Consider the following 24,815-nt stretch of genomic DNA (forward strand, 5'->3'; position numbering starts at 1 on the left):
GACACCGGTCGGGGCCCGTGCCCATGGCGGGCCCACCGGCGCCGAGCGCCTGGGGAGGAGGAGATCGGCGACGTGACCGCATATCGGACAGGAGTGTCCTGGGTGAGGTAGCCGCAGGTGAGGCGGATCGACCACAAGGCCGCGGAATGGAGCATCCGTTCCGCGGCCTTTGCCGGTCCGGACGCGGACCAATCGTCCGGCGCCCGGGGCGGCCGCCGCGCGAACCCGTGCAGAAAATCGGCCGCCGTCCTCTTTGCGGCGGCTTTCCTCAATCGTCATCCTGACGAATGTCGACGGCCCGTAGGAATGGAGTGAAGGTGGAACCGGTTACCGTTTGGTGGGGCGAGCCCGGCTGGGCGGGCGCCGAGCACGTGGCGTTGCTCGACCCGGTGGAGCGGGGCCGGCGTGACCGCTTTCTGCGGGACGCGGACCGGAACCGGTTCACGCTCGGCGTGGCGGTGACCCGGCTGGCCGTGGGCGCGCTGCGCGGGCTGCCGCCGGAGCGGGTGCCGATCTCACGGGCCTGCGCGGACTGCGGCAAGCCGCACGGGCGTCCGGTCGTCGAGGGCGGGCCGCACGTGTCGGTGTCGCACTCCGGCGACCGGGTGGCGGTGGCGCTGTCCCCGCACGGGCCGGTCGGTGTGGACGTGGAGGCCGCCGACCGCGAGCTGGGCGCCGGCATCGTCCGGCACGTGCTGGGCGCGTCCGAGATCGAGGCGTCCGCCGGCGGCCCGGACATGGGCCGGGACGAGCTGCTGACGTACTGGACGCGCAAGGAGGCCGTGGTCAAGGCCACCGGGGACGGGCTGCGCGTCCCCCTGACCGACGTCACCGTGTCGCCCGCCGCCGAGGCGCCCGGCCTGCTGGCGTGGGGCCGCCGTCCCGACATGCCGGGACGGATCGTCATGCGCACGCTCGACCCCGGCGAGGGCTACGCGGCGGCCATCGCCCTGCTCGACCACCCGCCGGGCGTCCCGGTCGTCGAACGCTCGGCGGCCGACCTGCTCAGACCCGCCCCACGCCCCTGAACGCGCGCGCCCCTGAACGCGCGCGCCTGAACGCGCGCGGCCCTGAACGCGCGCGGCCCTGAACGTTCCGCGGGTCTGAGCGTCCGGTGGGTCTGAGCGTCCGGTGGGTCTGAGCGTTCAGCGCAGGGGGCTCGGGACGCGGGCCAGCATGCGCATGGTGCCGGGCGACACGCGCGACAGCACGCGCGCCATGTGGCTCTCGGCGGAGACCGGCACCAGCGGCTTGTTCTTCACGATCGCCGTGACGATGTGCTCGGCGACCTTCTCCGGCGGGTAGTTGCGCACCCGCAGCGCCTTCTCCGCGCGTTCGCGCGCCCGGCGCCGCCCGGCCTCGTCCAGCCCCACGAACGTGGCCGCCTGCGCGATGCCGGTGGCGGTGAAGCCGGGGCAGACGGCGGTGACCCCGATCCGCAGGCCCGCCAGCTCGGCGCGCAGCGACTCGCTCAGCATCACCACCGCGGCCTTGGTGGTGTTGTAGGCGGCCTGCCCGCGCCAGGGCGCGAACGCGGCGGCCGAGGCGATGTTGACGATGTGCCCGCCGAAGTTGGGCGGCTCGGGCCGGACCGGCAGCGCCCGCACCCGCTCGGCCATCTGGCGGCCGAACAGGCGGCAGCCGTGGATGACGCCCCACAGGTCGACCCCGACGATCCGCTCCCAGTCGTCCAGTCCCGTCTCCAGGAACGGGCCGGTGACCAGGATGCCCGCGTTGTTGACCACGATGTCGGGCACCCGGTGCTCGGCCCGCACCCAGGCGGCGAACCGCTCCATCGCCGCCGCGTCCGACACGTCCACCTGGTAGGCGACGCCGGCCGGGCCGAGATCCCCGGTCAGCGCGGCGGTGTGCTCGGCGGCGGGCAGGTCGAGGTCGGCGGCGACGACCGTCGCGCCGCGTTCGGCCAGGGCGAGCGCGGTGGCCCGGCCGAGGCCGCGGCCGGCGCCGGTGACGACGGCCAGCGCTCCGTCGAACTGCGCGATGGGCATGGGCACCTCCGGGAGGCAAGGGGTACCCCAACCGTACTCAGCGGGCGCCCGCCGGCGCGATCACTTCAGGTACGGCGCGAGTCCGTGGCGGCAGAAATCGGTCATGTGGCGGGCCGCGTCCTCCACGGTCAGCTCCGGGTGTCCGGCGCGCCACAGGGCCAGCCGTTCGCAGGCGCCCACGATGATCTGGGTGTAGGCGGCGACGGCGGTGGCGGGGGCGTCCGGGGCGAACGTGCGCAGCACTCCGGCGATCAGCTCGCTCTGCTGGCGGCGGGTCTCCTCGATCGCCTCGGCGGTCTCCGGCGGCCCCGACAGCGGCTCCTGCAGCAGCATCGCGAAGGGGCGGCTGTGGGAGTCGATGAACGAGAAGTAGGCGACCATGCCGCGCCACAGGATGTCGTCGGGGGTGCTCGCCCCGGCCATGGCCTTCTGGGTCACCTCGTACAGCTCGGCCTTGGCCCGGCCCATGCAGGCCAGCAGCAGCCCGTCCTTGGAGCCGAAGTACTCGTAGAGCATCGGCTTGGACACCCCGCAGCGTTCGGCGATCTCGTCCATGGACGTGCCGCGGTAGCCGCGCTCGGTGAACACCTGCTCGGCGACGTCCAGCATCTGCCGCTCCCGCTCGGCGCGCGACATGCGGCGGCGCCGGGGCGGCCCCGGGTCGGCGCCCGGTGTGGCGGTGTTCACAGAAGAATCCTATTCATTGGACCTACCGTCAGTAAGCTACCGCGAGTAACTTACTCATAGTAGGTCACGTGGAGGGACGAGCATGGACGAACGGCACCCCGCGATCGTCATCGTCGGCTCCGGCTTCGCCGGGCTCGGCATGGCGATCCAGCTGAAGCGGCACGGCTTCCACGACTTCGTGGTACTGGAGAAGAGCCCGGCCCTGGGCGGGACCTGGCACGACAACACCTATCCCGGCTGCGCCTGCGACGTGCCGTCGCACATGTACTCGTTCTCCTTCGAGCTCAACCCCGGCTGGTCGCGCATGTTCGCGCCGCAGCCGGAGATCCGCGCCTACCTGGAGCGCACCGCCGACAAGTACGACGTCCGGCGGCACATCCGCTTCGGCGTCGCGGTCGAGACGATGGAGTACGACGAGACGGCGCGGCGCTGGAACGTCACCACCGCCGACGGCGCCGTCCTGCGCCCGCGGGCGGTCGTGTCGGGCATCGGCGCGCTGCACATCCCCAAGTACCCCGACCTGCCCGGCATCGAGAACTTCCGGGGCACCGCGTTCCACTCCGCCGAGTGGGACCACTCCTACGACCTGACCGGCAAGCGCGTGGCGGTCATCGGGACGGGCGCGTCGGCCATCCAGTTCGTCCCGAAGGTCGCCGAGCAGGCCGCCGAGCTGGTGGTGTTCCAGCGCACCGCGCCATGGATCCAGCCCAAGCCCGACTTCACGTTCCCCGCCCCGGCCCGCGGCCTGCTCAAGACGGTGCCCGGCGCCGCACGCGCGTTCCGGAACGGCATCTACTGGGTGCTGGAGGCGCGCGCCGTCGGCTTCACCATCGACCCGCGGCTGTCCGGCCCGCAGAAGCAGGTGGCGCTGCGGCACATCCGGCGGCAGATCCCCGACCCGGAGCTGCGCGCCAAGGTGACCCCCGACTACACCATCGGCTGCAAGCGGATCCTGCTGTCCAACGACTACTATCCCGCGCTCACGCGGCCCAACGTGGAGCTGGAGACCGCCGGCATCGCCGAGGTGCGCGAGCACTCGATCGTCACCGCGGACGGCCGCGAGTACCAGGTCGACGCCATCATCTACGGCACCGGCTTCAAGGTGACCGACGCGCTGGCCGAACAGCGCGTCGTCGGCCGCGACGGCGTCAAGATCCAGGAAGTGTGGGCGAACGGCATCGAGGCGTACCGGGGCACCACCGTCCCCGGCTTCCCGAACCTGTTCTTCCTGCTGGGGCCCAACACCGGCCTCGGCCACACCTCGGTCGTCTTCATGATCGAGGTGCAGATCCAGCACGTGCTGAGCTGCCTGCGGCTGCTGGCCGAGCACGGCGCCGACGCGATCGAGCCGCGTCCGGCGGCGCTGCGCCGCTTCAACGACCGCATGCAGCGCCGCCTGCGCCGCGCGGTGTGGAACGAGGGCGGCTGCCAGAGCTGGTACCTGGACGAGGACGGCGTCAACCGCACCCTGTGGCCCGGCCACACCTTCGAGTTCTGGGCGGGCACCCGCAAGGCCAGGCCGGAGGACTACATCCTCATCCGCTGAGCACGCGCCTGCGGCCCCTTCCGGCCGGTTGCGGGGGCAGGGTGCGCAGGCGGGCCACGGTCAGGCGCTTGCCGGCGTACAGGTGGCGGGCGCGGCGCACGTCGCGGCGGCGCCGCGCCACGCGCACCCGGACGAACACGATGGCGCCCGTCGCGGTCAGCGCGGTCAGCCAGCCGGCCTGGATCGCGGCCAGGTCGCCGGCGTCCCAGCCGTCGTCCGGCATGGCCCGCAGCCCCGCCACGGGCGTGATCGGCGTCGGGCTCGGCGCCAGCTGCGGCGCGGACACCGGCGGCAGCGCCACCTGCGGCGAGCGGATCGCCGGCACCGACTGGAACGAGGAGTTGGTCAGCGGCGGCGCCACCTGGGGCGCCACGCCGGTCAGCCCGGACGTCCCGGAACCGGACCCCGAACCCGACCCGGAGCCCGAGCCGCCGCCGCTCGACGGCGCCTCGGTCACCTTGAACGTGAACGTCCGCGACACCGGCTTGGCCTTGGCCGCGGTGACCTTCGCGGTGAGCCTGACCGTGCCGGGCTCGGCGTCGGACGGCACCCGCACCGTCACCCGCGCGGTGCGCCCGCCGGCGCCGACCTTGCCGAGCGCCACGCTGCCCGGTTTCACCGTCACGTCGGCGGCGTTGACGCTGAGCCTGGTCTCCTCCGCCGTCGCCTTGGCCGCCTTGACCTTGGCGGTCGCGGTCAGCGACTCGCCGGGCCGCACCGACTTCTTCGACACCGACACGCCCAGCGACAGCACCGGCGTCCGCGGGTTCTCGCTCGGCGGCGGCTCACTGGGCGGTGGTTCGCCGGTCGGCGGGTCGCTGGGGGGCGGGTCGCTGGGGGGCGGCTCACTGGTCGGCGGGTCGCTGGGAGGGGGTTCGCTGGTCGGCGGGTCGCTCGGAGGCGGCTCGCTTGACGGCGGGTCGCTCGGCGTGGGCTCCGGTGAGGTGGGCTCCTCGGACGGCTCGCTCGAGGACGAGCCGCTCGGCGACGGCGTGGGATCGGCCAGCACAGGCGGCGCCATCACCCCCAGAACCGCCGCCGCTCCGAGCCCGGCCAGGACCGTACCGCCCGCCGTCCGCGAGAGCACCCGTCGCACCTCCACGCGCCGATCCCTCTGCCCGCACATCGTCGGAAGCGATCAGAGCACGAACCCCGCAGCCGATTCAACCCCCGGCGGGCGGGCCTCTCCCGGGCGCCGGGCGGGTGTCGCGCCGGCGTCAGGGACGCCGTCGGGCGTTGCGGCGCACGTCGCCGCCCGGTCCGCCTCAGGCGGGGTTGCGCGCGCCGTGCAGGTTGCGGAGCAGGCCGACCTCGGCGACGTTCTTGGTCAGCTCGACGGTGACCCAGCCCGCCACGTCCGCCAGCGTCATCTCGCCCCACGGCAGGGTGGCCGTGCGCTCGGTGGAGTCCAGGTCGGCGTCGCCGAGCCGCGTCAGCTCCTCGCGCCAGCGGTCCTTGAGCCCGCCCAGCCACGCGGCCGTGGCGGCCGCGCCGCCCGGCCAGGTGATCTCCTCGCGGTCGGGGGCGCCGTCGCCGAAGCAGTGCCCGAGCACGGTGGTCCACCAGTAGCCGATGTGCCAGGTCACCCAGGCGATCGTCACGGCGGGCACCGGGTCGGGCTCGGGCACCTGCCAGTCGGCGACCCAGCGTCCCCGCTCGTCCTGCCGGACGGTCCAGCAGTGCGGCGCCGGCTCCCACAGGCACACCGCGTCGTCGAGGTCCTTCAGGTGGTATTCGAACAGCGCCCAGGCGATGTCGAGCTGGCGCAGCAGAAGTTCGGTACGGGGTACGGACATCCGCGCAGTGTTCCATCGCGCCGGTGGGCCGGCGCAACAGGTTTTCGCGGCCCCACACGGGGCGCCACGTGGGGCGCCACCGGAGCGGGGCGCTACTTGAGCGGCGCGAAGACGGGGCGGAGGCCGGAGATGAGGCGGCGGATGATGGCGCGCTGCTCGGCGGGGGTGCGGCCGCGCAGGCCGAGGACGGGGTCCAGTCCGTCGTAGTACGGGGCCAGCGCCAGGTGCGGCAGCGTCATCAGCATGATCGTCGCCAGTACGTCCAGGTCGGCGTCCTCGCGGATGTCGCCGCGCTCCTGCCACAGCTTCAGCACCGGGTGGAGGACCTGGAGGTAGTGCTGGTTGGCGGTGTCGCGCACCACCGAGCGCACCGCGTTGTCGAGCTCGAAGTTGGTGGCCGCCGTGACCGCGCGTTCCAGCGGGTGGTCCGCCATGTACTCGGTCCACTCGCACAGGACGTCGAACAGCCAGTCGTCGAAGGGCTGGTCGAAGTCCAGGCGGGCGATGCGGCGTTCCATCTCCTCGCGGATGCGGCGGGACGTCTCGTCGCACACGAACGCGAAGAACTCGAGCTTGTCGGAGAAGTACTGGAACAACGAGCCCTTGGCGATGCCGGCCTCGCGGGCGATGGTGTTCAGGCTGCCGGTCGAGTACCCGTGCTCGCCGAACTCGCGCATCGCCACTTCGAGGACCCGTTCGCGCTTGGCGACGTTGAGCCGGAACCACGTGGAGGTGGGCATGTGGGGTCACGTCTCCTGTCAGCGTGCGCGTGGCCGACGGTCAGGCTATCGGTACGCAGCGGGGTCGGGCAGGCGAATTGGCGGCGGACCCGCGGCCGGAGCGCCGGTCAGCCCGCCAGGCGGATCAGGATGCGGCAGACCTCTTCGATGATCTCGGTGGCGTCCGACTCGTCGTCGGCGAGCGCGATCTCGCGGCCCGCCTCGCCGATCACGGTGGTCAGCACCAGGCTGAGCACCTGCTCGGGGCGTCCGGTGCCGGCGATGCCGCGCAGCAGCTTGGTGTTCTGCCCGATCCACTGGCGGGCGCGGGTGCGGCGCATCAGCGAGAAGCCGGACGGGCCCTCGCCGCCGTGGAAGAGCCGGGCGGCCTCCCGCCGCTCCCAGCAGACCCGGAGGTAGGCGCGGGCGCCGGCGATGAACAGCGCGATCGGGTCGCGCTCGCCGTCCCTGCGGGCGGTGGCCACCGCCTCGGCGGCGCTGCGCTCCTGCTCGGCGCTGAGGTCCTCCCACAGCGCCAGGTACAGGCCGGCCTTGCCGCCGTAGTGGTGGTAGAGACTGCCCACGCTGATGCCGGACCGTTCGACGATCTCGGCGATGCCGGCGTCGGCGTAGCCCCGGTCGGCGAAGACCTCCAGGGCGGCCGTCAGCAGCGCCTGGCGGGTGGCGTCCGCCCGCGCCCACTGCCGTCCCGTGCCCTCGCCCGCGCCGTTGCCCCCGGTCCGGGCCCTGCTCGTCCGCATGCTCACATGGTGCCTCACGGAGCCGCCGTGAACCGAGCCGTTCAGTACCAGTGGTTGCGCTGCCAGAAGGCCCACGCCCCGCAGGGGTCCTTGTAGCGGGCCTTGATGTAGCCGAGCCCCCAGGCGATCTGGGTGGGGGAGCTGGTGCGCCAGTCCGCGCCCGCGCTGGCCAGCTTGGAGGCGGGCAGCGCCTGGGGGATGCCGTACGCGCCGCTGGACGGGTTCACGGCGCGTTCGTTCCAGCTGCTCTCGTGCGTCCAGAGGGTCTCCAGGGACGGCCAGCAGCGGCCCCAGCCCTTGAGGGCGTTCATCTTCTTGCCGTACGCCTTGTTCTGCGCGGCGCTGGGGTTGGACCGGGCCAGCCGTTCGCGTTCCTGTTCGGCCTTGAGTTTGGCGCGGGCGGCGGCGTCCCGCTCGGCCTTCTCGCGCAACGCCTTCAGGTCGCGCTGGTGCTGCTCGTAGGCCCGCTTCTTGGCCTGGGCGATGGCGTCGGCGGCGATGGGGTCCATGTCGGACGAGGTCATCATCGCCAGCATGTCGTTGGTCGACAGGTCCTCGGTGCCCGGCGGCGGCTCGGGGTCGCCGGCGAAACGGTGCCAGTCGACCGCCACGACGGCCGTCATGATCGCCGCGAGGGCCACGACGGTGATGGTGACGTTGCTGGTCAGCACCCGCAGGAGCCGTCGCCGTCCCCGCCGTCGCGGCGGGGATGGGGGCTCGGCGTGGACGTCGTGGGCCGGGTGATCGTCGTACGGGCCCGTGCCGTAACCGCCTGTCTCGTACGGGGGCGCGGGCGGGAGCCCGGACTCGCGCTGCGCGCCTCCTGCGCGGCCTGCCGCCCGTCCCGTCCGTCCGCGCCGGGAGCGCCCCTGCGGACGTGACGCGGGAGTACGTCTGCGCGTGCCGTGACTTTGAGGCATGGGAGTACTTTGCCTTATCGCCCGTCGGTTTTGGCCTTCGCTGACCCTGTACGCGTGCGGCGTCCCGTCCGGTTCACGCCATCGCGAGCGGACGGGACGGGGTCACAGGTCGGCGTCCCCGGCCGCCAGGCGGGCCGGCTGCAGGGCGTCGAAGATCTCACGGTGCCGTCCGGCGAACGCGCCGAGGGCGCCGTCGGGCGACTCCAGCGCCTCGTTGGCCGCGGCGGCGCGCTCGCGTCCCTCCTCGGTGATGGACACCAGGGTGGCGCGCCGGTCGGTGGGGTGCGGGCGGCGCGCGACCAGGCCCGCCGCCTCCAGCTGGTCGACGGTCAGCTTGACCGTGGTCGGGTGGAGCATCATCAGCCTGCTGAGCGTGCTGAGCCGGGCCTGGCCCTCGCGGGTCAGCGCCAGCGTGGTCAGCAGGAAGTAGCCGGTGCGGCCGAGATCCAGCCGTTTCAGCTCCGCCTCCAGGGCCTTGGTGAGGAGGTGGTGGAGCCGGGCCACCGAGCACATCGCCATGAACGGCCAGGGCGCGCCGGGCAGTCCGCGTTCGGTCCAGCGCTCCTGTACACCGCTGACCAGTGGATCGTCTACGCACCTCGGTGTGGGTGTTCGCACCGGTCGATCGTAGCCGCCGCACATTTCGGATGTAAGTACTCGCTTCTTAGAGCTTTCTGGCATAGAGTGCTCCAGATCACACCGGTGCTTCCAGGGCTTCGTGCGGCGGAAGGGAACCGGGTGAGGTATCGGATGGGCGCCAACGTCCGAGAACGAAGGAGGGCTGGAATGTTCCTTCCCCCCACCCCCGAAGGGAAGGGATCCGGCTGATGGCCCCCTCGGTCGTCACGGGCCTGGCGAGGGCACCCGACCTGGCCCGGCGGCGCGTCGGGCGGGCGCTCGACGAGACCGGGCTGCTGTGCGTGACGTTCCTGGAGGGGCTGCGCCGCACCTGGGACCTGCGTCAGTGGTGGGGCGAGTTCATCGAGCAGTGCTGGTTCCTGGCGCGGGTGACCAGCGTCCCGGTCATGCTGATCGCCATCCCGCTGGGCGCCACCATCTCGCTGCAGGTCGGCGACATCGCCCGGCAGCTCGGCGCGCAGTCGGGCACGGGCGCGCTCCTGGTCGCCGCGATGATCCAGCAGGTCGCGCCGCTGGCCGCGGCGCTGCTGGTGTCGGGGGTGGGCGGCTCGGCCATCACCTCCGACATGGGGGCGCGCAACATCCGCGACGAGCTGGCCGCGCTGGAGGTCATGGGCATCAACCCCGTCCACCGCCTGGTCACGCCGCGGCTGTGGGCGGCCAGCACGGTGTCGGCGCTGCTGTGCTCGGTGGTGATCCTGGCGGGGGTGCTCGGCGGCTACTACTTCAACGTCGTCCAGCAGGGGGTCAGCCCCGGCGCGTTCTTCGACGGCGCCACCACGCTGCTGCAGTTCTCCGACCTGGCGGTCACCCTCTTCAAGGCGTGGATCTTCGGGTTCATCGCCGCGGCGGTGGCCTGCTACATGGGCATGAACTGCGACTACGGGCCGGTCGGCGTGGGCCGCGCGGTCAACCGGGCGGTGGTGGTCACCTCGATCGTGGTGTTCGCCGCCAACTACGTGATCACGATGATCTACCAGGTCCTGTTCCCCCCGAGGTTCTGAATGGTCGCGATCTCCCCCGTACGCAGGCTCGGCCGCGCGGTGCGCGGGCGCACCGCCGGGCTGGGCGCCTCGCTGAACCTGCCGGTGTTCCTCGGCCGGGTGCTGTACCACCTGGTGGTCGACATCGTGCTGCGGCGCAAGTACGGCAGGACGCTGGCCCGGCAGGTCAGCGACATCACCGTCGGCGTGGGCGCGCTGGTGATCGGCGGCGGCATGATCTTCGTGATCGCCACCATGTCGCTGGCCACCGGCGCCATGGTGGGCCTGCAGGGCTATCCGGGGCTGGAGCGCATCGGCGCCGAGGCGTTCACCGGCCTGGTGGCCAGCTACTCCAACGTCCGCGAGGTCACCCCGATCATCGCCGGGGTGGCGCTGGTGGCGCAGGTGGGCACCGGGTTCACCGCCGAGATCGGGGCGATGCGCATCTCCGAGGAGATCGACGCCCTGGAGGTCATGGGCATCAACTCGCTGGCCTACCTGGTGTGCACCCGGGTCGCCGCCGGGGTGATCGCGCTGGTGCCGCTGTACCTGGTGTCGCTGTTCATGGCGTTCGCCGCCACCCGGCTGATCACCATCGAGTACTTCGGGCTGTCGCCCGGCATCTACGACTACTACTTCAACCTCTACCTGCCGCCGATCGACGTGTTCTACAGCGCCATCAAGGTCGCGGTGTTCGCGTTCATCGTGATGTTCGTGCACTGCTACCGCGGCTACTACGCGGCCGGCGGGCCGGTCGGCGTCGGGGTGGCGGCGGGCCGCGCGATCCGGGAGTCGACCATCCTGATGATCCTGACGAACCTCGTCCTGTCCTACATCTTCTGGGGCCACGGCGGCACCGTGAGGCTGACCGGATGAGCGGCGCCCAGACCAGCGGGGCCCAGGCCAGCCGGGCCCAGGCGAGCGGGGGGCGCCGATGAGCGAGGAGACCCTGTCGGGCCGGTCACGGCTGATGTTCGGCCTGGTGGGCGCCGGGGTGCTCGCCGCCGCGGCGGTGGCGGTGGCCGCCGGGTCCCGGGAGGACACCTCCGGCTCGACGTACTACACCGCCTCGTTCGGCCGCGCGGGGCAGGGCCTGGACCCCGGCCGGTCGGACGTGAAGATCCGCGGCATCACCGTCGGCACCGTCGACCGGCTCACCCTGGAGCGCGACGGCCGGGTGACGGTGCGGCTGCGGCTCGACGAGGGGGTGCGCGTCCCCGGCACCACCAGCGCCCGCATCGAGCCGGTGTCGGTGTTCGGGCCCAAGGACCTGGCGCTCGACCTCGGCCGGGACGAGGGCAGGGGCCCCTACCTGGCCGACGGCGGACGCATCGCCCGCACCGAGGACCCGCGCGAGCTGTCGGAGACCGCCTGGCCCGCGTACCGGCTGACCCGGGCCATCAACCCCGACGAGGTGACCACCATCCTGCGCACGTTCGGGGCGGGGCTGTCCGGGGAGGGGCCCGCGCTGCGCCGCACCATCGACAACGGCGCCAAGGTGATCGACGCCGCGCACGCCAACCGCGCCGTCATCCGCCAGTTGATCGGCGACCTGGACGGCCTGTCCGGCGAGTTCGCCGACAGGGGCGACACCGTGATCGCACTGTCGCGCGACTTCAACCGGGTGTCGCCCGCGCTCAGCGGACGCCCCGACAAGGTGTCGCAGCTGCTCGCCCAGTCCTCGGAACTGGCCGCCAAGGTCGGCACGTCCCTCGAAGGCCACGGCGCCAACCTCGGCAAGGTCGTCGACGGGGCGGGCGACACCGCGTCCGTGCTGGCCTCCCGCCGCCGCTACATGCCGCTGATGCTGGACAACCTCAACGGGTTCTTCGGCCTGCTGTCGCAGGTCATCCGCGTGCCGGGCCCGCAGGGGACCATGCTGGGGCAGGTCGTCGACACCCTGCCGCTGGACCTGTGCCAGACGTTCGTCGACCTGTGCCCGACCAGGCCGACGCGCACGGCGTTCGACCAGCCGGTGAAGACGGTGGTGCAGCGGTGAGCGGGCTGGGCGGCGTCGTCCTGCGCGGGCTGGGCATCCGGCGCGGCCGGGGCCGCAGCGCGCGCGGCCCCGCGCCCGGCGTCACGCTGAAGTTCGCGGTGTTCGCCGTGCTGACGGTGCTGCTGACGTTCTTCATCGGCCAGCAGATCCTGGGCGCCAGCCTGCGCTCGCGCTACCAGCTGACCGCGGTGTTCGACGACGTCACCGGCCTGCTGGAGGGCGACGTCGTGAAGATCGCGGGCGCCCCGGTGGGCCGGGTCGAGGACATCAGGGTGCGTGACGGCAAGGCCGTGGTGCGCATGGCGATCGACGACGACGTGCGCGTCCCCGCCGACTCCACCGCCGCGATCCGCTGGCGCAACGTCGCCGGGCAGCGCGTGGTGTACCTGGAGCCCGGCACCAGCCCGGGACGGCTGGGCGACGGGGCGCGGGTGCCGCGCACCCGCTCGGTCGTCGACCTCGGCGAGATCGTCAACAGCCTGGGCCCGCTCACCCGCAACCTGGACCCCGACCAGCTCAACAAGATCCTGTTCGCGCTGGCGCAGGCGCTGGACGGCAACGCGCAGAGCGTCAACCTGATGATCGACAACCTGGACGCGCTGCTGCGCACGTTCGCCGCGCGCCGGCAGACCATCGAGCGGATGATCGACGACTACGAGACCGTCTCCGCCGCCGTCGCCACCCGCGACAGGCAGATCGCGGCCAGCGTCGACAACCTCAGGGAGCTCACCGAGGTCTTCGCGGGCAACCACCGGATGCTGGAGGACGCCGTGGTCCAGATCTCCGGCGTCACCACCGACCTCAACCGGGTGCTCGGCGGCAACGACGCGCAGCTGTCGCGGATCATCCGCAACCTCGGGGTGTTCGCCGACACGTTCCGGCGGAACGTCGACCAGCTGGAGAAGATGGTCCAGCAGCTCCCGCTGACGATGCGGCAGCTGTTCGCCGCCGTCAACGGCGGCCACTTCATGCGCACCAACGCGCTGTGCCTCAACGTCGTCCAGGGGCCGTGCCCGTTCCCCATGGAGCTGCCGGGCGCGCAGGGCCGGGGCGGCGCGTCCGCGACGTCGAACGGGCCGACCAAGGAGGACCTCGAACAGCTCAGGCGCATCCTGCGGGGTGGTCGCTGATGGCGCTGAAGTCCCTGCGCGACGTCAACCAGCGGATCGTGGCGATCGTGACGCTCTCGGCGCTGACGGCGGGCTGCGTGTTCGCCTTCGCCGTCGGGCAGCTGCACCTGTTCGACCGCGGCTACACCATGAGCGGGGTGTTCGCCGACACCGGCGGCCTGAAACCCGGCCAGGACGTGCGGGTCGCGGGGGTCAAGGCCGGGCGCGTGACCTCGGTCGAGCCCGACTTCGGCAGGGGCCGGGTCGTCATCACCTGGCACGTCGACGCCGGGATCGACCTCGGCCCGCAGACCCACGCCGACGTGCAGACCACCACCCTGCTGGGCGGCCGCTACCTGCGCCTGTCCGGCCCGGTGACCGAGCCGAAGATGGCCGACGTGCCCGAGGCGCGGCGGCGCATCCCGCTGGAGCGCACCAGCGTGCCGTTCACCGTGCCGGACGCCATCGAGGGCGCCCAGAACATCGTCGGCCGCCTCGACCAGCGCAGCGTCAACAAGCTGCTGGAGGAGATCAACAAGATCGAGTCGCCGGACGCGCCGAAGCTGCGCCGGATGCTGGTCAACGTGCAGGAGCTGTCGCGCACCTTCAACGACTCCTGGCCCGAGGTGCGCCGGCTCATCGACAACAGCCGTCAGGTCACCGGCACGCTGGCCAGAAAGGACGAGCAGCTCCGCGAGATCATCAACGCCAGCCAGGTGCTGCTGCGGGCGCTGGTGCGGCGGCGCGACGAGCTGGCCGCCACCATCGGGCAGGGCAGCCGCACCGTGCGCACCCTGTCCAACGTCATCGAGCGCAACCAGCGGGAGATCAACGCACTGCTGGACAACCTGCACCTGCTCACCACCCGCCTGGCGCCCAACATGGACGCCCTCAACACCGACTTCGCGCTGATCGGCCCGACGCTGCTGCAGGTCGCGGGCATCAAGGGCAACGGCCACTGGGTCGAGGGCGTGCTGATCGGCCTCGGCCCGCTGCAGCCGCCCGGCCCCATCTCCACGCGGCGCCCGCCCGCCGGCGAGCAGGGCGCCGCCACCGGACGGGAAGGGGGCAACTGATGACACCCGGACGCGCCGCCCTGCGCAGGACGCTCGTGGCGGGGCTGTGCCTGCTGGTGACGGCGTCGCTGGGCGGCTGCTCGCTCGTCCCGCGGCCCGCCGCCGGGCAGCGCACGATGACCGTCTACTTCCCCAAGGCCCGCTCCTTCTACAAGGAGTCCAAGGTCAAGATCATGGGCGTCGACGTGGGCCTGGTGGACCGCGTCGAGACCCAGGGCGACCGCATCAAGGTCACCTTCCACCTGCGCCGCGACATCCGGCTGCCGCGCGGCGTGCGGGCCTCGATCGTCCCGCTCAACCTGGTGGGCGAGCGCAACCTGATCCTGCATCCGCCGTGGAAGCCGGGCGTGCCGGTGGAGACGAGCGACGTGATCCCGATCGAGCGCACGCACGTGCCCGTGGAGGTCGACGACGCGCTCACCTCGTTCACCAACCTGGCCACCGCGCTGGACCCCACCAAGACCCGCACCGCCCTGGACCGCACCGCCCGCTCCTTCAAAGGCAACGGCCGCGAGTTCAACGCCACGCTGGAGCAGAGCGCCCGCCTGGTGGAGAACGTCGCCGGGCAGGACAAGGAGCTGATCGAGGTGGCGCGCAACCTCAACCGCCTGGCCGGGGTGGTGCGCGGACGCGAACAGGTGCTCGGCCAGCTGATCGGCGACTTCTCCGAGGCCACCCGGGTGCTCAGCGCCGAACGCGGCGACCTGCAGGAACTGGTCCGCGGCATCCTCGCCCTGGCCGACAACGGCGGCAAGCTGCTCGACAAGTACAAGGGCCGGCTGCCGTACGACCTGGCCGTGCTCACCCGCACCGCGCTCATGCTCCGGGGCAACTCCCGGCAGGTCGCCCAGCTGCTCGACGCGCTGCCCGGCATCAACGACGCGCTGATCGGCGGCTACAACCCCGAGAACAAGTCGCTGCAGATCCGCTTCACCACCGACGCGTTCCTGCGCACGTGGCTCAAGGGGCTGCTGGACGACGACGACGTCGCCTGCCCGCTGCCCCCGCCCAACTCCAACTGCCCCTGGCAGAACGGGACGCAGGGAGGCGGCGGATGATCGCCGGGGCGCGGGCGAACGCCGGGACGTGGACGGTGACGGCCGTGTGCGCGCTGGTCGCCGCGCTGCTCACCGGCTGCTCCATCCAGACGGCGGGCGCGCCCAAGGGCGGGCTGACCCTCACCGCGACGTTCGACGACGTGCAGGGGCTCGTCACCGGGCACAGCGTGCAGATGTCGGACGTCAAGGTCGGCACGGTGACCGGCGTGCGGCTGGACAAGCGCGCCTTCAGGACGACGGTCACCATGTCGATCAGGGACGAGTACCGGATCCCGCGCGGCACCCGCGCCGAGATCAAAGTGACCTCGCTGCTCGGCGAGAACTACGTCGACCTGGTGCTGCCGCCCGGCGGCCGCACCGACCGCGGGCCGTTCCTGGCCGACGGCGCCGCGATCTCCGACACCAGCGTGCAGCCCTCCTTCGAGCAGGTGGTGGGACAGGCCGGGCCGCTGCTCAAGGCGCTGGCCAGCGACGACGTCGCGGCCGTCGTCAACGCCGGGGCCACCGCCCTGGACGGCAACGGAGGGAAGCTGAACACCGTCGTGGCCAAGAGCGGCGACCTGCTGGCGACCTTCGCCCGGCAGCGGGCCGAGCTCGGCCGGTCGGTCGACCGGCTCGCCCGGCTGGGCCGGTCGCTGGCCGAGGGCGACGACGAGCTGGAACGCACCCCCGCCGAGCTGGAGAAGACGACCCGGCTGCTCAACGACAACAAGGAGGAGATCCTCACGACGGTGCGCCGGCTCACCGACCTTGCCGTCCAGCTCAACGACAAGGTGCTGGAGGGCCGGATCCAGAAGTTGCGCAAGCTGCTGCGCGACCTGGACCCGGTGCTGGCCACCCTCGCCGGGAACCGGCAGCGCCTCACCGACCTCGTCAACGGCCTGGTGACGTTCACCCAGAAACTGCCGCTGGCCACCTACGACGGTCAGCTGCTGATCTATCCGCTGGTCAGGGTCGTGTGGCCGGACGGCACCCCGGTCATCCCCGGCCTGTCCGGCAACGGCGGCAACGGCGGGAGCAGGGCGAACGGGAACGGCGGCAACGGGACCGTCCGGGACGGGAAGCAGCCCGACAAGCAGCCTGAGAAACAGCCCGAGAAGCCGGAGAAGCCGGAGAACACCTTGCCCGACATCGGCGAGCTGCTGGGGGGACGGCCACGATGACCCGGCGCGTCGCGATCAACCTGGTGGCGTTCGCCGTCCTCGGCGTGGTGATGGTGTTGTGGGCGTTCCGCAACGTCGTCCACTTCGACTTCGTCGACCGGCCGTACCACATCACGGTGGAGTTCGAGTCGTCGCCGGGCCTGCATCCGGGCTTCGAGGTGGACTACCTCGGCGTGCGCGTCGGCAAGATCGACTCGGTGCGGCTGGACGGCAGCCGGGTGGTGGTGCGGCTCGACATGGAACGCGGCGTGAAGATCCCGCAGGGGGTGACCGCCGCCGCGGCGCGCAAGTCGGCCGTCGGCGAGCCGGTGGTCGAGCTGACCCCCGGCCCGGGGCGGGGCGACGCGCCGCCGCTGCGTCCGGGCGCGGTGATCCCGGTGTCGAAGACCAAGGTGCCGCCCAAGTACAGCGACCTGTTCGACTCCGTCCTGGACTCGCTGGAGGCCATCGACCCGGACGACGCACGGATCCTCACCCACGAGCTGGCCGAGGGCTGGTCCGGCCGGGACGGCTCGCTGCGGCAGATCATCCGCGGTTCCGACCAGCTCACCGCCACGTTCGCGAGCAACAGCGAGCTGCTGGACGGGCTCACCAAGGACCTCGGCAAGATCACCGAGGTGCTCAACCGGCACCGCGGCGAGCTCGGCGCGGGCATCGACGACCTGGCCGCGCTGACCGCGGCGCTGCGGCAGGTCCGCGGCGAGCTGACCCGGCTGCGCGACGACGGGCCCGGCCTGCTCAACACCGTCAACGGCCTGCTGGACAAGACCACGCCCGACTTCGAGTGCGCCGTCGACACCCTGGCGAACTGGGGGATCCGGCGCCACAACCCCGACCCGCTGGACGACCTGCGCCGGACGCTGGAGCTGGCGCCGCAGCTGAACGAGGTGCTGCGCAACGTCGTCGGCCGGGACCAGGGCAAGCCGGTGCTGAACGTGGTATTCCTGGTGACCCTTCAGAAGCAGGCCGCGCTGGAGTACCGCTATCCGCTGCCGCAGCCGGGCGTGTCGGAGATCCCCGACTGCCCGGACGGCCGGCAGCCCGGCGTGACCGAGCAGAAGCCCTACAAGGCCAAGGACCCCGGGGAGACCATCCCCACGCACGACCCGTCCGTCCAGCGGGCCGATGACGAGCTGCGGGCGCGCAACGCCGCCGGACGGTCCGCGGACGAGGGAACCGGGGGCCCGCCCGGGTGGCTGCTGTACCTGCCGCCGCTGCTGGCCGTGCTGGTGCTGATCAGGGTGATGGCGGGCTCGGTCCCCGTCCTGTCCCGCCTGTCCCGCCTGCGGCGCGGCAGGAGATGACCCCGACTCCGAGGAGCATCTGAAGTGACAGACAGCGAGAAGACGGCCGCGGAGCGCCCGGGCGGCGACGGAGCCGCGCCTCCCGACCGGCCGCGCCGCAGGCGCCGCGTGCGCGTCATCGAGGTGCTCGACGACGAGGACCTCGACGAGGTCCTGGACGCCATCGAGGCCGAGGAGGAGCAGGACGCCGAGCCCGCCCCGAGGCCCGTGAACGGCACCAAGGCCCGTCCGGCCGAAGAGGACGACGAGGACGCCAAAGGCGCCAAGGAAGGCGCAGGCGTCAAGGAAGACAACGGCGTCAAGGAAGACAGCGGCGCCAAGGTCGTCAAGGACGAGGACGACGAGGGCGACGAGGAGGCAGGCAGCGACGCCGAGGACACCGCGACGACTCGCAAGCTTGCGCGCAGGGCCGCCGCCTCGTCCGCCTCCGGGGACGGAGCAGGGACGCACGGGACGTTCCTCGGCCTCGCACGCACCCAGGCCGTGGTGGTCGTGCTGCTGGTCGCGGTGCTGGCCACCTTGGCGATCTGGCAGTGGCGCAGCGCGTCCGCCCAGTCGTCCACGGGGGACGCGCGCGAGGAGGTCGCCAAGGTCGCCTCCGCCTACGGCGACGCGGCGCTGTCCTACAACGCGTCCAACTACCAGGAGCAGATGGACAAGGCGCAGAAGCTCATGGGCGGCGACCTGCTGGAGACGTTCAAGACCCAGACCCTGCCCAACCTCGGCAGCACCTTCAAGGACAACCCCGACGTCGCGCTGACCTCCAAGACGAACCAGGTGTTCGTGGGCAGCGTGGACGACCGGTTCGCCACCGCCGTGATCTCGGTGGACATCACGATCCGCAACAAGGAGCAGTCCACCGACCAGCCCGCCACGCTGCTCCGCCTGGCGCTGTCCAAGATCGACGGTGAGTGGAAGGTGACCCGGCAGTACGCCTCGGGCGTCAACGACCAGAACCGCGACGGCGGCACGCTCGGCAACGTGCCGGGCGGCACGCCGTCCCCGTCGCCCAGCGCGACCTCCACCGGCAAGGACGCCAAGTCCGGCAAGGACGATAAGTCCGGCGACGGCAACTGAGCCGGCGCTGTGGCAGTGTGCGCCCCGTGCGGGAAGCCGTACGGGGCGCACGCGCGTTGTCAGCGGGCAGGACGGGGGAGGAGGCGGGGATGGGGACGACCGCGGAGAGGGACGGGGTGGTCCGCGAGTTCGGCGCGCTGCTGGGCGCGGCGGCGCTGCTGGAGCGCATCGCGGGCCGGGAGCTGGAACGCCGCTGCGGCATCCGGCACGTGGCGTTCGAGGTGCTGCTGCGGCTGTCGGAGGCCGACGGCCCGCTCACCATGGGCGGCCTGGCCGAGCAGATGATCCTCACCAGCGGCGGCATGACCCGGCTGGTCGACCGGATGGAGGCGGCCGGGTACGTGCGGCGGCACGCCGCGCCCGGCGACCGGCGGCGGCAGCTGGTGGAGCTGACCGACGCCGGTCGCGCCAAGCTGGCCGAGGCGCTCCGGGTGCACGCCGCGACCCTGGACCGCCACTTCGCCGGGCCGCTCGCGCCCGAGCGGCGGCGTCAGCTCGTCGAGGCGCTCGCCGTCCTGCGCGAGCACGCCCGCCGCGAACTCGGCAGCCTCGGCTGAGGCCGCCGGGTCACAGGTAGCGGGCGGCGGCGGTCTCGGCGGGGGCGTCGGCGCCGGTGACGCCGCCGGGGCCCTTGGGCACGCCGTCGTCGATCTCGGCGGGCGCGTTGATGGTGACGCGGTGCATCTTGCGGCGCTGGGTGTAGTCGGCCACGGCGTAGTGCTGGGTGGGGCGGTTGTCCCAGAACGCCAGGGTGCCGACGCGCCAGCGCAGCCGCACCTGGAACTGGGGGTCGCGGACGGCGTCGAACAGCAGCGGCAGGATCTGCTCGTTCTCCCGGCGGGACAGGCCGACCAGCCGGGTGACCGACGAGCGGTTGACGTACAGCGCCTTGCGGCCGGTCTCGGGGTGCACCCGCACCACCGGGTGCACCACCGGCGGGTTCTTCTCCTGCATGTCGCGCAGGTCCAGCCGGTGGCCCTTGTCGATCGCCTTGGTGACCGACATGGTCAGGTCGTGCTCGGCGTACAGCTCGTCGCACAGGCGCCGCAGCCAGGGCGCCAGCGACTCGTACACCAGGTACATGTTGGCCCACAGGGTGTCGCCGCCGACCTCGGGCAGGATGACCGCGCGCAGCAGCGAGCCCATGGGCGGGGTCTTCATGAACGTGTTGTCGCTGTGCCAGGAGTCGCCGCCCTCACCCTTGGGGTCGGTCTGGTCCAGGACGTGCACCGCGCTGCCGGAGACGTCCATGGGCGGCAGGTTGGCGGTGCCGAACCGCTTGGCGAACGCCACGTGCTGCTCGTCGGTGATGTGCTGGTCGCGGAAGAACAGCACCATGTGGTCGAGCAGGCCCTGCCGGATCGTCCGCACCTGCTCCTCGTCGAGCGGCTTTGCGATGTCGACGCCGGTGACCTCGGCGCCGATGTTCCGGGTCATGGGGTGGAATTCGATCATGTCCTGGCCTCCATCGATCACCAAGCAATCGCTAGGTTGATGCTAACCGATGGAGGCGGACGCCTGTCCAGTCCCGGGGCCGGCCGGGGGCTCAGCGGGAGTAGTGCTCGACGACGAGCTGCTCGTCGCAGATGACCGGGATCTCCGCGCGCTCGGGCAGCCGCGCCAGGCGGGCGACGAGCGCCTCGTGCCGCACCTCCAGGTACGGCGGAACGCCGTCGGCGTGCGCGCCCGCCGCCGCCTCGGCGAACGGCACCGTGTCGCGGCTGCGCGGCGCGATGGAGATCACGTCGCCGGGCCGGACGCGGAACGACGGCCGGTCCACGCGCCGTCCGTTCACCAGCACGTGCCGGTGCACGACGAACTGCCGGGCCTGGTAGATGGTGCGGGCGAACCCGGCCCGCAGGACGAGCGCGTCCAGGCGGCGCTCCAGGTCCACCAGCAGCGCCTCGCCGGTCTTGCCCTCGACCTTGGCGGCCTTGGCGAAGGCGTTGCGCAGCTGGGTCTCGCGGATGTTGTACTGCGCGCGCAGCCGCTGCTTCTCGCGCAGTCTCAGCTTGTAGTCCGACTCCTGCTTGCGGCCGCGGCCGTGCTCGCCGGGCGGGTAGGGGCGGGCCTCGAAGTACCTGACGCTCTTGGGGGTCAGCGGAATGCCGAGCGCCCGGGACATCTTGATCTTGGGTCGGGGGTTGTTCACGGTGCTCCTCGGGTGGTTAGGTAAGCCTTACTTAGGTAACCCTAACTTACAGCGTCAAGGAGGGGCCGTGAGCGAGCAGCCACACGACCGGGCGGACGCGCACCCCAGGCGGCGGGGCCGGACGCCCCGTCCGACGGCGGGGGAGCGGGCCCGCACCCTGGCCTACGGGATCGCCGACGGCGTCCTGACGGTGCCGGACGTGCCGTACGCCCCCGTGCCCGCGCACGCCACCGACCACGACGGCCGCCCGCTGCTGCTCGTCGAGACCGGATCGCCCGTCGTCGCCGCCCTGCGCGGCGAGCCCGACCTGCCCGCCATCCTGCAGATCGGCGACGTGGCGCCGGTGCCGTTCCCCGACCGGGTGCGCGGACGCGCCTGGCTGCACGGCTGGGTCACCGAGGTCCCCGCCGCCGAGCGCCCGCACGCGGCGGCGGTGCTGGCACGCCTGCACCCGCGCCCCGAGGTCCTCGGCATCCGGTCCGGCGACCGGGGCTTGGACGGGGCCGAGCCGTGGACGCTGCTGGCGCTGGAGGTCGCCGAGGTCGAGATCGCGGACGCCTGGGGCGGCGCCGCCGTCGAACCGGAGGTCTACGCCGACGCCGCGCCCGACCCGTTCGTGGCCGTCGAGGCGGGCGTGCTGTCCCACCTCGACGCCTTCCACCGCGACGAGCTGGCGACGCTGCTGCGCGGACTGGTCGCCACCCGGGCGGCGCCCCGGCACGAGGCGCCCCGCAACGAGGGGCTCGCGGCCGTCGGGCGCGCCGCGACCGTGCGGCCACTGGCCCTGGACCGGCACGGCATGTGGCTGCGCTGCGCCCACCCCGGGGAGGGGGACGGCGCGGCGCCGTGGACAGCGGACGTGCGGATGGTGTTCCCCGAACCGGTCAGTGATCTCCCCGGTCTGCGGTGCGCGTACCGGCGGCTGTTCGCCGCCGCGTCCCGCTGAGTCCCACCACCTACGTGGACGAGATCCGGCCACCTCGTAGAGGAATCCGGGTCGGTTGCCGGTGTTGTCCCGGATGTGGAAACGGCCGCCGCCGGGTGATGCTCGGTACTCCGGCCGTGGGCGGCCCGCGGCGTCCGGCTCGGCCGGCTCCGGTGAGTCTTCGCGGGGTTGGCGATCCGGAGCGGGATCGGGGACGGGCCTCTCCGGGCGTCCGGGGCGTCCCGGCCGGTGACGGTGGCCCGGCGCCGCGATGTTCACGGGGACGCGGCCCGGGCCACTCTTCGCGATTGGATCTGTCGACGCCGCGCGTCCCGCCCGCACCCTGGTGACATGAGCGACGTACACCCGACGAACGCACAGCCAACGAACGCGCAGCGTCCGCAGACGCGGGCCGTCCACCCGACCGTCGAAACACCTGTCGGGAGCCGGCCGTTGAACGTCCCCCTCTACCAGGGGCACCTGTTCGCCTTCGACGACGCCGACGCCTTGGCGGCGGCGTTCGACGGCCCGCGCGCCGCGTACCTGTACGGACGCATGGGCAACCCCACCGTGCGCGCCTTGGAGAACGCCGTGGCCGAGCTGGAGGGCGGCACCGGCGCGTACGCGACCGCCTCCGGGATGGGCGCGATCAGCGCCGTGCTGATGGCGCTGCTGCGCACCGGCGACCACGTGATCGCCCAGTCCGGCCTGTACGGCGGGACCTGGGCGCTGCTGCACGACCTGCGCGAACGCTGGGGCGTCGAGGTCAGCGAGGTCTCCGGCGACGACGCCGGCGAGGTGCGCGCCGCGCTGCGCCCCACCACCCGCCTGCTGTACCTGGAGACCATCGCCAACCCCATGACGCAGGTGGCCGACATCCCCGCGCTGGCCGCCGTCGCCCGCGAGGCCGGGGTCACCACCGTCGTGGACAACACCTTCGCGCCGCTGCTGTGCCGTCCGCTCGACCACGGCGCCGACATCGTGGTGCACTCGGCCACCAAGTACATGGGCGGGCACGGCGACATCGTCGGCGGGGTCGCGGTGTTCGCCGACCCCGCCGTGCACCGCCGCGTGTGGGACCACGCCGTCGAGCTGGGCGCCACCGCCGACCCGTTCGCCGCCTGGCTGGTGCTGCGCGGCCTGGTCACGATGCCGATGCGCGTCGAGCGGCAGAGCGCCACCGCGCTGGAGCTGGCCCGGCGCCTGGCCGCCCACCCGTCCGTCGAGGGCGTCCATCACCCGGGGCTGCCCGGCCATCCGCAGCACGAGCTGGCGGGCCGGCTGCTGTCCGGCGGCTACGGCGGCGTGCTGTCGTTCGACCTGGCGGGCGGACGCGACGCCGGGCGCGTCTTCGTCGAGTCGGTGCGCGTGGCGTCGCTGGCACCGTCGCTGGGCGACGCCGCGACACTGGTGATGCACCCGGCCAGCACCTCGCACCGGCAGCTCGACGCCGCCGCGCTCGCCGCCGCCGGGATCGGGGAGGGCACCGTCCGCGTCGCCGTCGGCCTGGAGGACCCCGACGACCTGTGGGCCGACATCGAGCAGGCCCTCGCCAAGGCCGCGGGCTGACCCCGGGCACCCCCACCCGGCCCAAGCCCATCGCCGCGCCGCGGCCGGGCCCGCGCGGGCTCTACAGGTAGAAGCCGGTCGCCGTTCCGGAGGGGGCGTCCCCGTCGCCGGGGCGTCCGTCGCCCCGGCGCAGTGCCGCCAGTTCCGCCAGCGTCGCCCCCTCGGCGGGGACGGCGGCGCCGGCGGCCGCGTCGTCGCCCAGCCACGTCAGCGCCTCCGGCCGGGTGAGCGGCCCCACCTCGATCTGGGCCAGGCAGCGTCCCGGCCGCACCACCGCGGGGTGCAGGCGCGCGATGTCCTCGTTGGTGGTGATCGCCACCAGCACGTTGCGGCCCTGCCCGAGCATCCCGTCGGTCAGGTTGAGCAGCCGCGACAGGCCCTGGCCCGTGGACTGCTTGGCCTCGCCGCGGATCAGCTCGTCGCAGTCCTCCAGGATGAGCAGCCGCCAGCGGCCCTCGTCGTCGTCATCGTCGCCGATGGTGACGCGCATCAGGTAGCTGGGCGTGCCGAACAGCGCCTCGGGGTCGAGCACGCAGTCGGCCTGGCACCACGAGCTCCACGCGCGGGCCAGCGCCCGCAGCGCGGTGGTCTTGCCGGTGCCCGGCGGGCCGTGCAGCAGCAGGAGCCGCCCGTGCGCCTCGTCGCGGCCGAGGCCCATCACCCGGTCCAGCTCGCGGGCGACGCGCGCGGTGTAGTTGCCGCGGATGTCCGCCCAGGCGTCCGCGGTGATCGTCCGCTCGGTGCGCTGCGGGCCGTGGCCCAGATGCCAGAAGCCCATCTGCACCGCGGACTCGTCGACCTTCGGCGGCTCGACGGCGTCGCGGACGCACTCGTCCATGACCGAGTCGGCCAGCTCCTCGCTGACCGCCGACACCTCCACGTACGCCGAGCCGGTGTTCCAGCGGATCGTCAGCAGGCTCCAGCCGTCGCCCTCGGCCAGCTCCGCCACCCGTGACTTCTCCCGCGACACCCGCACCACCCGGGCGGTCGGCGGGCGCAGCGGCGCGTCGGCGCGCACGTGGTCCAGGTGGGCGGAACGCCCCCACGGGTGCTCCCCGGTGGCGAACGGACGCAGCGCCATGACCTGCATCACGTCGGCGTGGCCGTTGTTCTCGTCCAGGTTGAACACCACAGGCAGTCCCAGCTCGCCCTGGAACACGGGCTCCCGGGCGGGGGTGGGCTGCTGCCGGGCCTGGGGGAGACGCACGACCTCCCGGGGCCCTTCCTTGGACGCGGACATGTTTCGATCATCAGGCGTGACGGCCGCAGCCGTCCAACGAATTACCGATGATTCACCGAGGGATCGCCGTGTACGCCCCATCT

The 24,815-nt window shown here is 72.7% G+C and carries 25 protein-coding genes; 14 read left to right on the forward strand and 11 right to left on the reverse strand.

Going from position 1 to position 24,815, the window contains the following annotated elements; all coding sequences use genetic code 11:
• Positions 1 to 317: 317 nt before the first annotated feature.
• Positions 318 to 1,028 carry a 4'-phosphopantetheinyl transferase superfamily protein gene (locus ABZ801_RS17245; RefSeq protein WP_360698675.1) on the forward strand — a complete coding sequence of 237 codons (711 nt, stop codon included), beginning with the start codon at positions 318 to 320 and terminating at the stop codon, positions 1,026 to 1,028.
• Between the two features lie 117 nt (positions 1,029 to 1,145).
• Here ABZ801_RS17245 and ABZ801_RS17250 read toward each other — a convergent pair whose 3' ends face one another.
• Positions 1,146 to 2,009 carry an SDR family NAD(P)-dependent oxidoreductase gene (locus tag ABZ801_RS17250; protein WP_344950462.1) on the reverse strand — a complete coding sequence of 288 codons (864 nt, stop codon included), beginning with the start codon at positions 2,007 to 2,009 and terminating at the stop codon, positions 1,146 to 1,148.
• A gap of 60 nt (positions 2,010 to 2,069) precedes the next feature.
• The gene (locus ABZ801_RS17255) at positions 2,070 to 2,696 is read right to left on the reverse strand and encodes a TetR/AcrR family transcriptional regulator (RefSeq protein ID WP_344950459.1); all 627 of its coding nucleotides are present in this window, start codon (positions 2,694 to 2,696) and stop codon (positions 2,070 to 2,072) included.
• A gap of 82 nt (positions 2,697 to 2,778) precedes the next feature.
• Between ABZ801_RS17255 and ABZ801_RS17260 the strand changes: the two genes are divergently transcribed.
• Positions 2,779 to 4,242, forward strand: coding sequence for an NAD(P)/FAD-dependent oxidoreductase (locus ABZ801_RS17260; protein ID WP_360698678.1), 1,464 nt, complete (start codon positions 2,779 to 2,781; stop codon positions 4,240 to 4,242).
• Here ABZ801_RS17260 and ABZ801_RS17265 read toward each other — a convergent pair.
• From ABZ801_RS17265 to ABZ801_RS17290, 6 genes are all read right to left on the reverse strand, one after another.
• Positions 4,232 to 5,344 carry a hypothetical protein gene (locus ABZ801_RS17265; protein WP_360698680.1) on the reverse strand — a complete coding sequence of 371 codons (1,113 nt, stop codon included), beginning with the start codon at positions 5,342 to 5,344 and terminating at the stop codon, positions 4,232 to 4,234. The genes ABZ801_RS17260 and ABZ801_RS17265 overlap by 11 nt on opposite strands.
• Positions 5,345 to 5,507: 163 nt before the next feature.
• Positions 5,508 to 6,038: a DinB family protein gene (locus ABZ801_RS17270; protein ID WP_360698682.1), complete on the reverse strand. Its 531-nt coding sequence runs from the start codon at positions 6,036 to 6,038 to the stop codon at positions 5,508 to 5,510.
• 92 nt (positions 6,039 to 6,130) lie between these two features.
• Positions 6,131 to 6,778 carry a helix-turn-helix domain-containing protein gene (locus ABZ801_RS17275; protein WP_344950446.1) on the reverse strand — a complete coding sequence of 216 codons (648 nt, stop codon included), beginning with the start codon at positions 6,776 to 6,778 and terminating at the stop codon, positions 6,131 to 6,133.
• Between the two features lie 107 nt (positions 6,779 to 6,885).
• A complete protein-coding gene (locus tag ABZ801_RS17280; protein WP_344950443.1) occupies positions 6,886 to 7,518 on the reverse strand; it encodes a TetR/AcrR family transcriptional regulator in 633 nt (210 codons plus the stop codon).
• Between the two features lie 41 nt (positions 7,519 to 7,559).
• Complete coding sequence (locus tag ABZ801_RS17285; protein ID WP_344950441.1) at positions 7,560 to 8,189, reverse strand: lytic transglycosylase domain-containing protein; 630 nt, start codon at positions 8,187 to 8,189, stop codon at positions 7,560 to 7,562.
• 351 nt (positions 8,190 to 8,540) lie between these two features.
• Positions 8,541 to 9,056 (reverse strand): MarR family transcriptional regulator, encoded by a 516-nt coding sequence (locus ABZ801_RS17290; protein ID WP_344950438.1) that lies wholly within the window; start codon positions 9,054 to 9,056, stop codon positions 8,541 to 8,543.
• A 209-nt stretch (positions 9,057 to 9,265) separates the two neighbouring features.
• Here ABZ801_RS17290 and ABZ801_RS17295 point away from each other — a divergent pair, with 209 nt between their 5' ends.
• The 10 genes from ABZ801_RS17295 to ABZ801_RS17340 all read left to right on the forward strand — a co-directional run bounded on the left by ABZ801_RS17295 (position 9,266) and on the right by ABZ801_RS17340 (position 19,403).
• Positions 9,266 to 10,081, forward strand: a complete 816-nt coding sequence (locus ABZ801_RS17295; protein ID WP_344950435.1) for an ABC transporter permease — start codon at positions 9,266 to 9,268, stop codon at positions 10,079 to 10,081.
• Positions 10,082 to 10,936: an ABC transporter permease gene (locus tag ABZ801_RS17300; protein WP_344950432.1), complete on the forward strand. Its 855-nt coding sequence runs from the start codon at positions 10,082 to 10,084 to the stop codon at positions 10,934 to 10,936.
• Positions 10,937 to 10,994: 58 nt separating this feature from the next.
• Complete coding sequence (locus ABZ801_RS17305; protein ID WP_344950430.1) at positions 10,995 to 12,059, forward strand: MCE family protein; 1,065 nt, start codon at positions 10,995 to 10,997, stop codon at positions 12,057 to 12,059.
• Positions 12,056 to 13,189 (forward strand): MCE family protein, encoded by a 1,134-nt coding sequence (locus ABZ801_RS17310; protein ID WP_344950428.1) that lies wholly within the window; start codon positions 12,056 to 12,058, stop codon positions 13,187 to 13,189. Before ABZ801_RS17305 ends, ABZ801_RS17310 begins: the two co-directional genes overlap by 4 nt.
• A complete protein-coding gene (locus tag ABZ801_RS17315) occupies positions 13,189 to 14,244 on the forward strand; it encodes an MlaD family protein (RefSeq protein ID WP_360698687.1) in 1,056 nt (351 codons plus the stop codon). Before ABZ801_RS17310 ends, ABZ801_RS17315 begins: the two co-directional genes overlap by 1 nt.
• On the forward strand, positions 14,244 to 15,302 hold the full coding sequence (locus ABZ801_RS17320; RefSeq protein WP_360698689.1) for an MCE family protein: 1,059 nt from the start codon (positions 14,244 to 14,246) through the stop codon (positions 15,300 to 15,302). The genes ABZ801_RS17315 and ABZ801_RS17320 overlap by 1 nt, the downstream gene beginning before the upstream one ends.
• Positions 15,299 to 16,465: an MlaD family protein gene (locus ABZ801_RS17325; RefSeq protein WP_360698691.1), complete on the forward strand. Its 1,167-nt coding sequence runs from the start codon at positions 15,299 to 15,301 to the stop codon at positions 16,463 to 16,465. Before ABZ801_RS17320 ends, ABZ801_RS17325 begins: the two co-directional genes overlap by 4 nt.
• Positions 16,462 to 17,769: an MlaD family protein gene (locus ABZ801_RS17330; RefSeq protein WP_360698693.1), complete on the forward strand. Its 1,308-nt coding sequence runs from the start codon at positions 16,462 to 16,464 to the stop codon at positions 17,767 to 17,769. Before ABZ801_RS17325 ends, ABZ801_RS17330 begins: the two co-directional genes overlap by 4 nt.
• 24 nt (positions 17,770 to 17,793) lie before the next feature.
• Positions 17,794 to 18,846 carry a hypothetical protein gene (locus tag ABZ801_RS17335; protein WP_360698695.1) on the forward strand — a complete coding sequence of 351 codons (1,053 nt, stop codon included), beginning with the start codon at positions 17,794 to 17,796 and terminating at the stop codon, positions 18,844 to 18,846.
• Between the two features lie 89 nt (positions 18,847 to 18,935).
• Positions 18,936 to 19,403 (forward strand): MarR family transcriptional regulator, encoded by a 468-nt coding sequence (locus tag ABZ801_RS17340; RefSeq protein WP_344950415.1) that lies wholly within the window; start codon positions 18,936 to 18,938, stop codon positions 19,401 to 19,403.
• A gap of 10 nt (positions 19,404 to 19,413) precedes the next feature.
• Here ABZ801_RS17340 and ABZ801_RS17345 read toward each other — a convergent pair whose 3' ends face one another.
• The gene (locus tag ABZ801_RS17345) at positions 19,414 to 20,301 is read right to left on the reverse strand and encodes a TauD/TfdA family dioxygenase (protein WP_344950412.1); all 888 of its coding nucleotides are present in this window, start codon (positions 20,299 to 20,301) and stop codon (positions 19,414 to 19,416) included.
• Between the two features lie 91 nt (positions 20,302 to 20,392).
• Entirely contained in the window at positions 20,393 to 20,998 is a 606-nt protein-coding gene (gene rpsD, locus ABZ801_RS17350) for a 30S ribosomal protein S4 (protein WP_360698698.1), read from the reverse strand.
• A gap of 67 nt (positions 20,999 to 21,065) precedes the next feature.
• On the opposite strand from rpsD, the gene ABZ801_RS17355 reads away from it, so the two are divergent.
• Positions 21,066 to 21,944, forward strand: a complete 879-nt coding sequence (locus ABZ801_RS17355; protein ID WP_360698700.1) for a DUF2470 domain-containing protein — start codon at positions 21,066 to 21,068, stop codon at positions 21,942 to 21,944.
• A gap of 330 nt (positions 21,945 to 22,274) precedes the next feature.
• Positions 22,275 to 23,492: an aminotransferase class I/II-fold pyridoxal phosphate-dependent enzyme gene (locus ABZ801_RS17360; RefSeq protein ID WP_360698702.1), complete on the forward strand. Its 1,218-nt coding sequence runs from the start codon at positions 22,275 to 22,277 to the stop codon at positions 23,490 to 23,492.
• Between the two features lie 61 nt (positions 23,493 to 23,553).
• Here the strand turns inward: ABZ801_RS17360 and ABZ801_RS17365 are convergent, their stop codons facing one another.
• On the reverse strand, positions 23,554 to 24,732 hold the full coding sequence (locus ABZ801_RS17365; protein ID WP_360698704.1) for a DUF5925 domain-containing protein: 1,179 nt from the start codon (positions 24,730 to 24,732) through the stop codon (positions 23,554 to 23,556).
• Positions 24,733 to 24,815: the final 83 nt, after the last annotated feature.

It is taken from the genome of Actinomadura sp. NPDC047616 (assembly GCF_040642915.1).
Lineage (GTDB): Bacteria > Actinomycetota > Actinomycetes > Streptosporangiales > Streptosporangiaceae > Spirillospora > Spirillospora miaoliensis.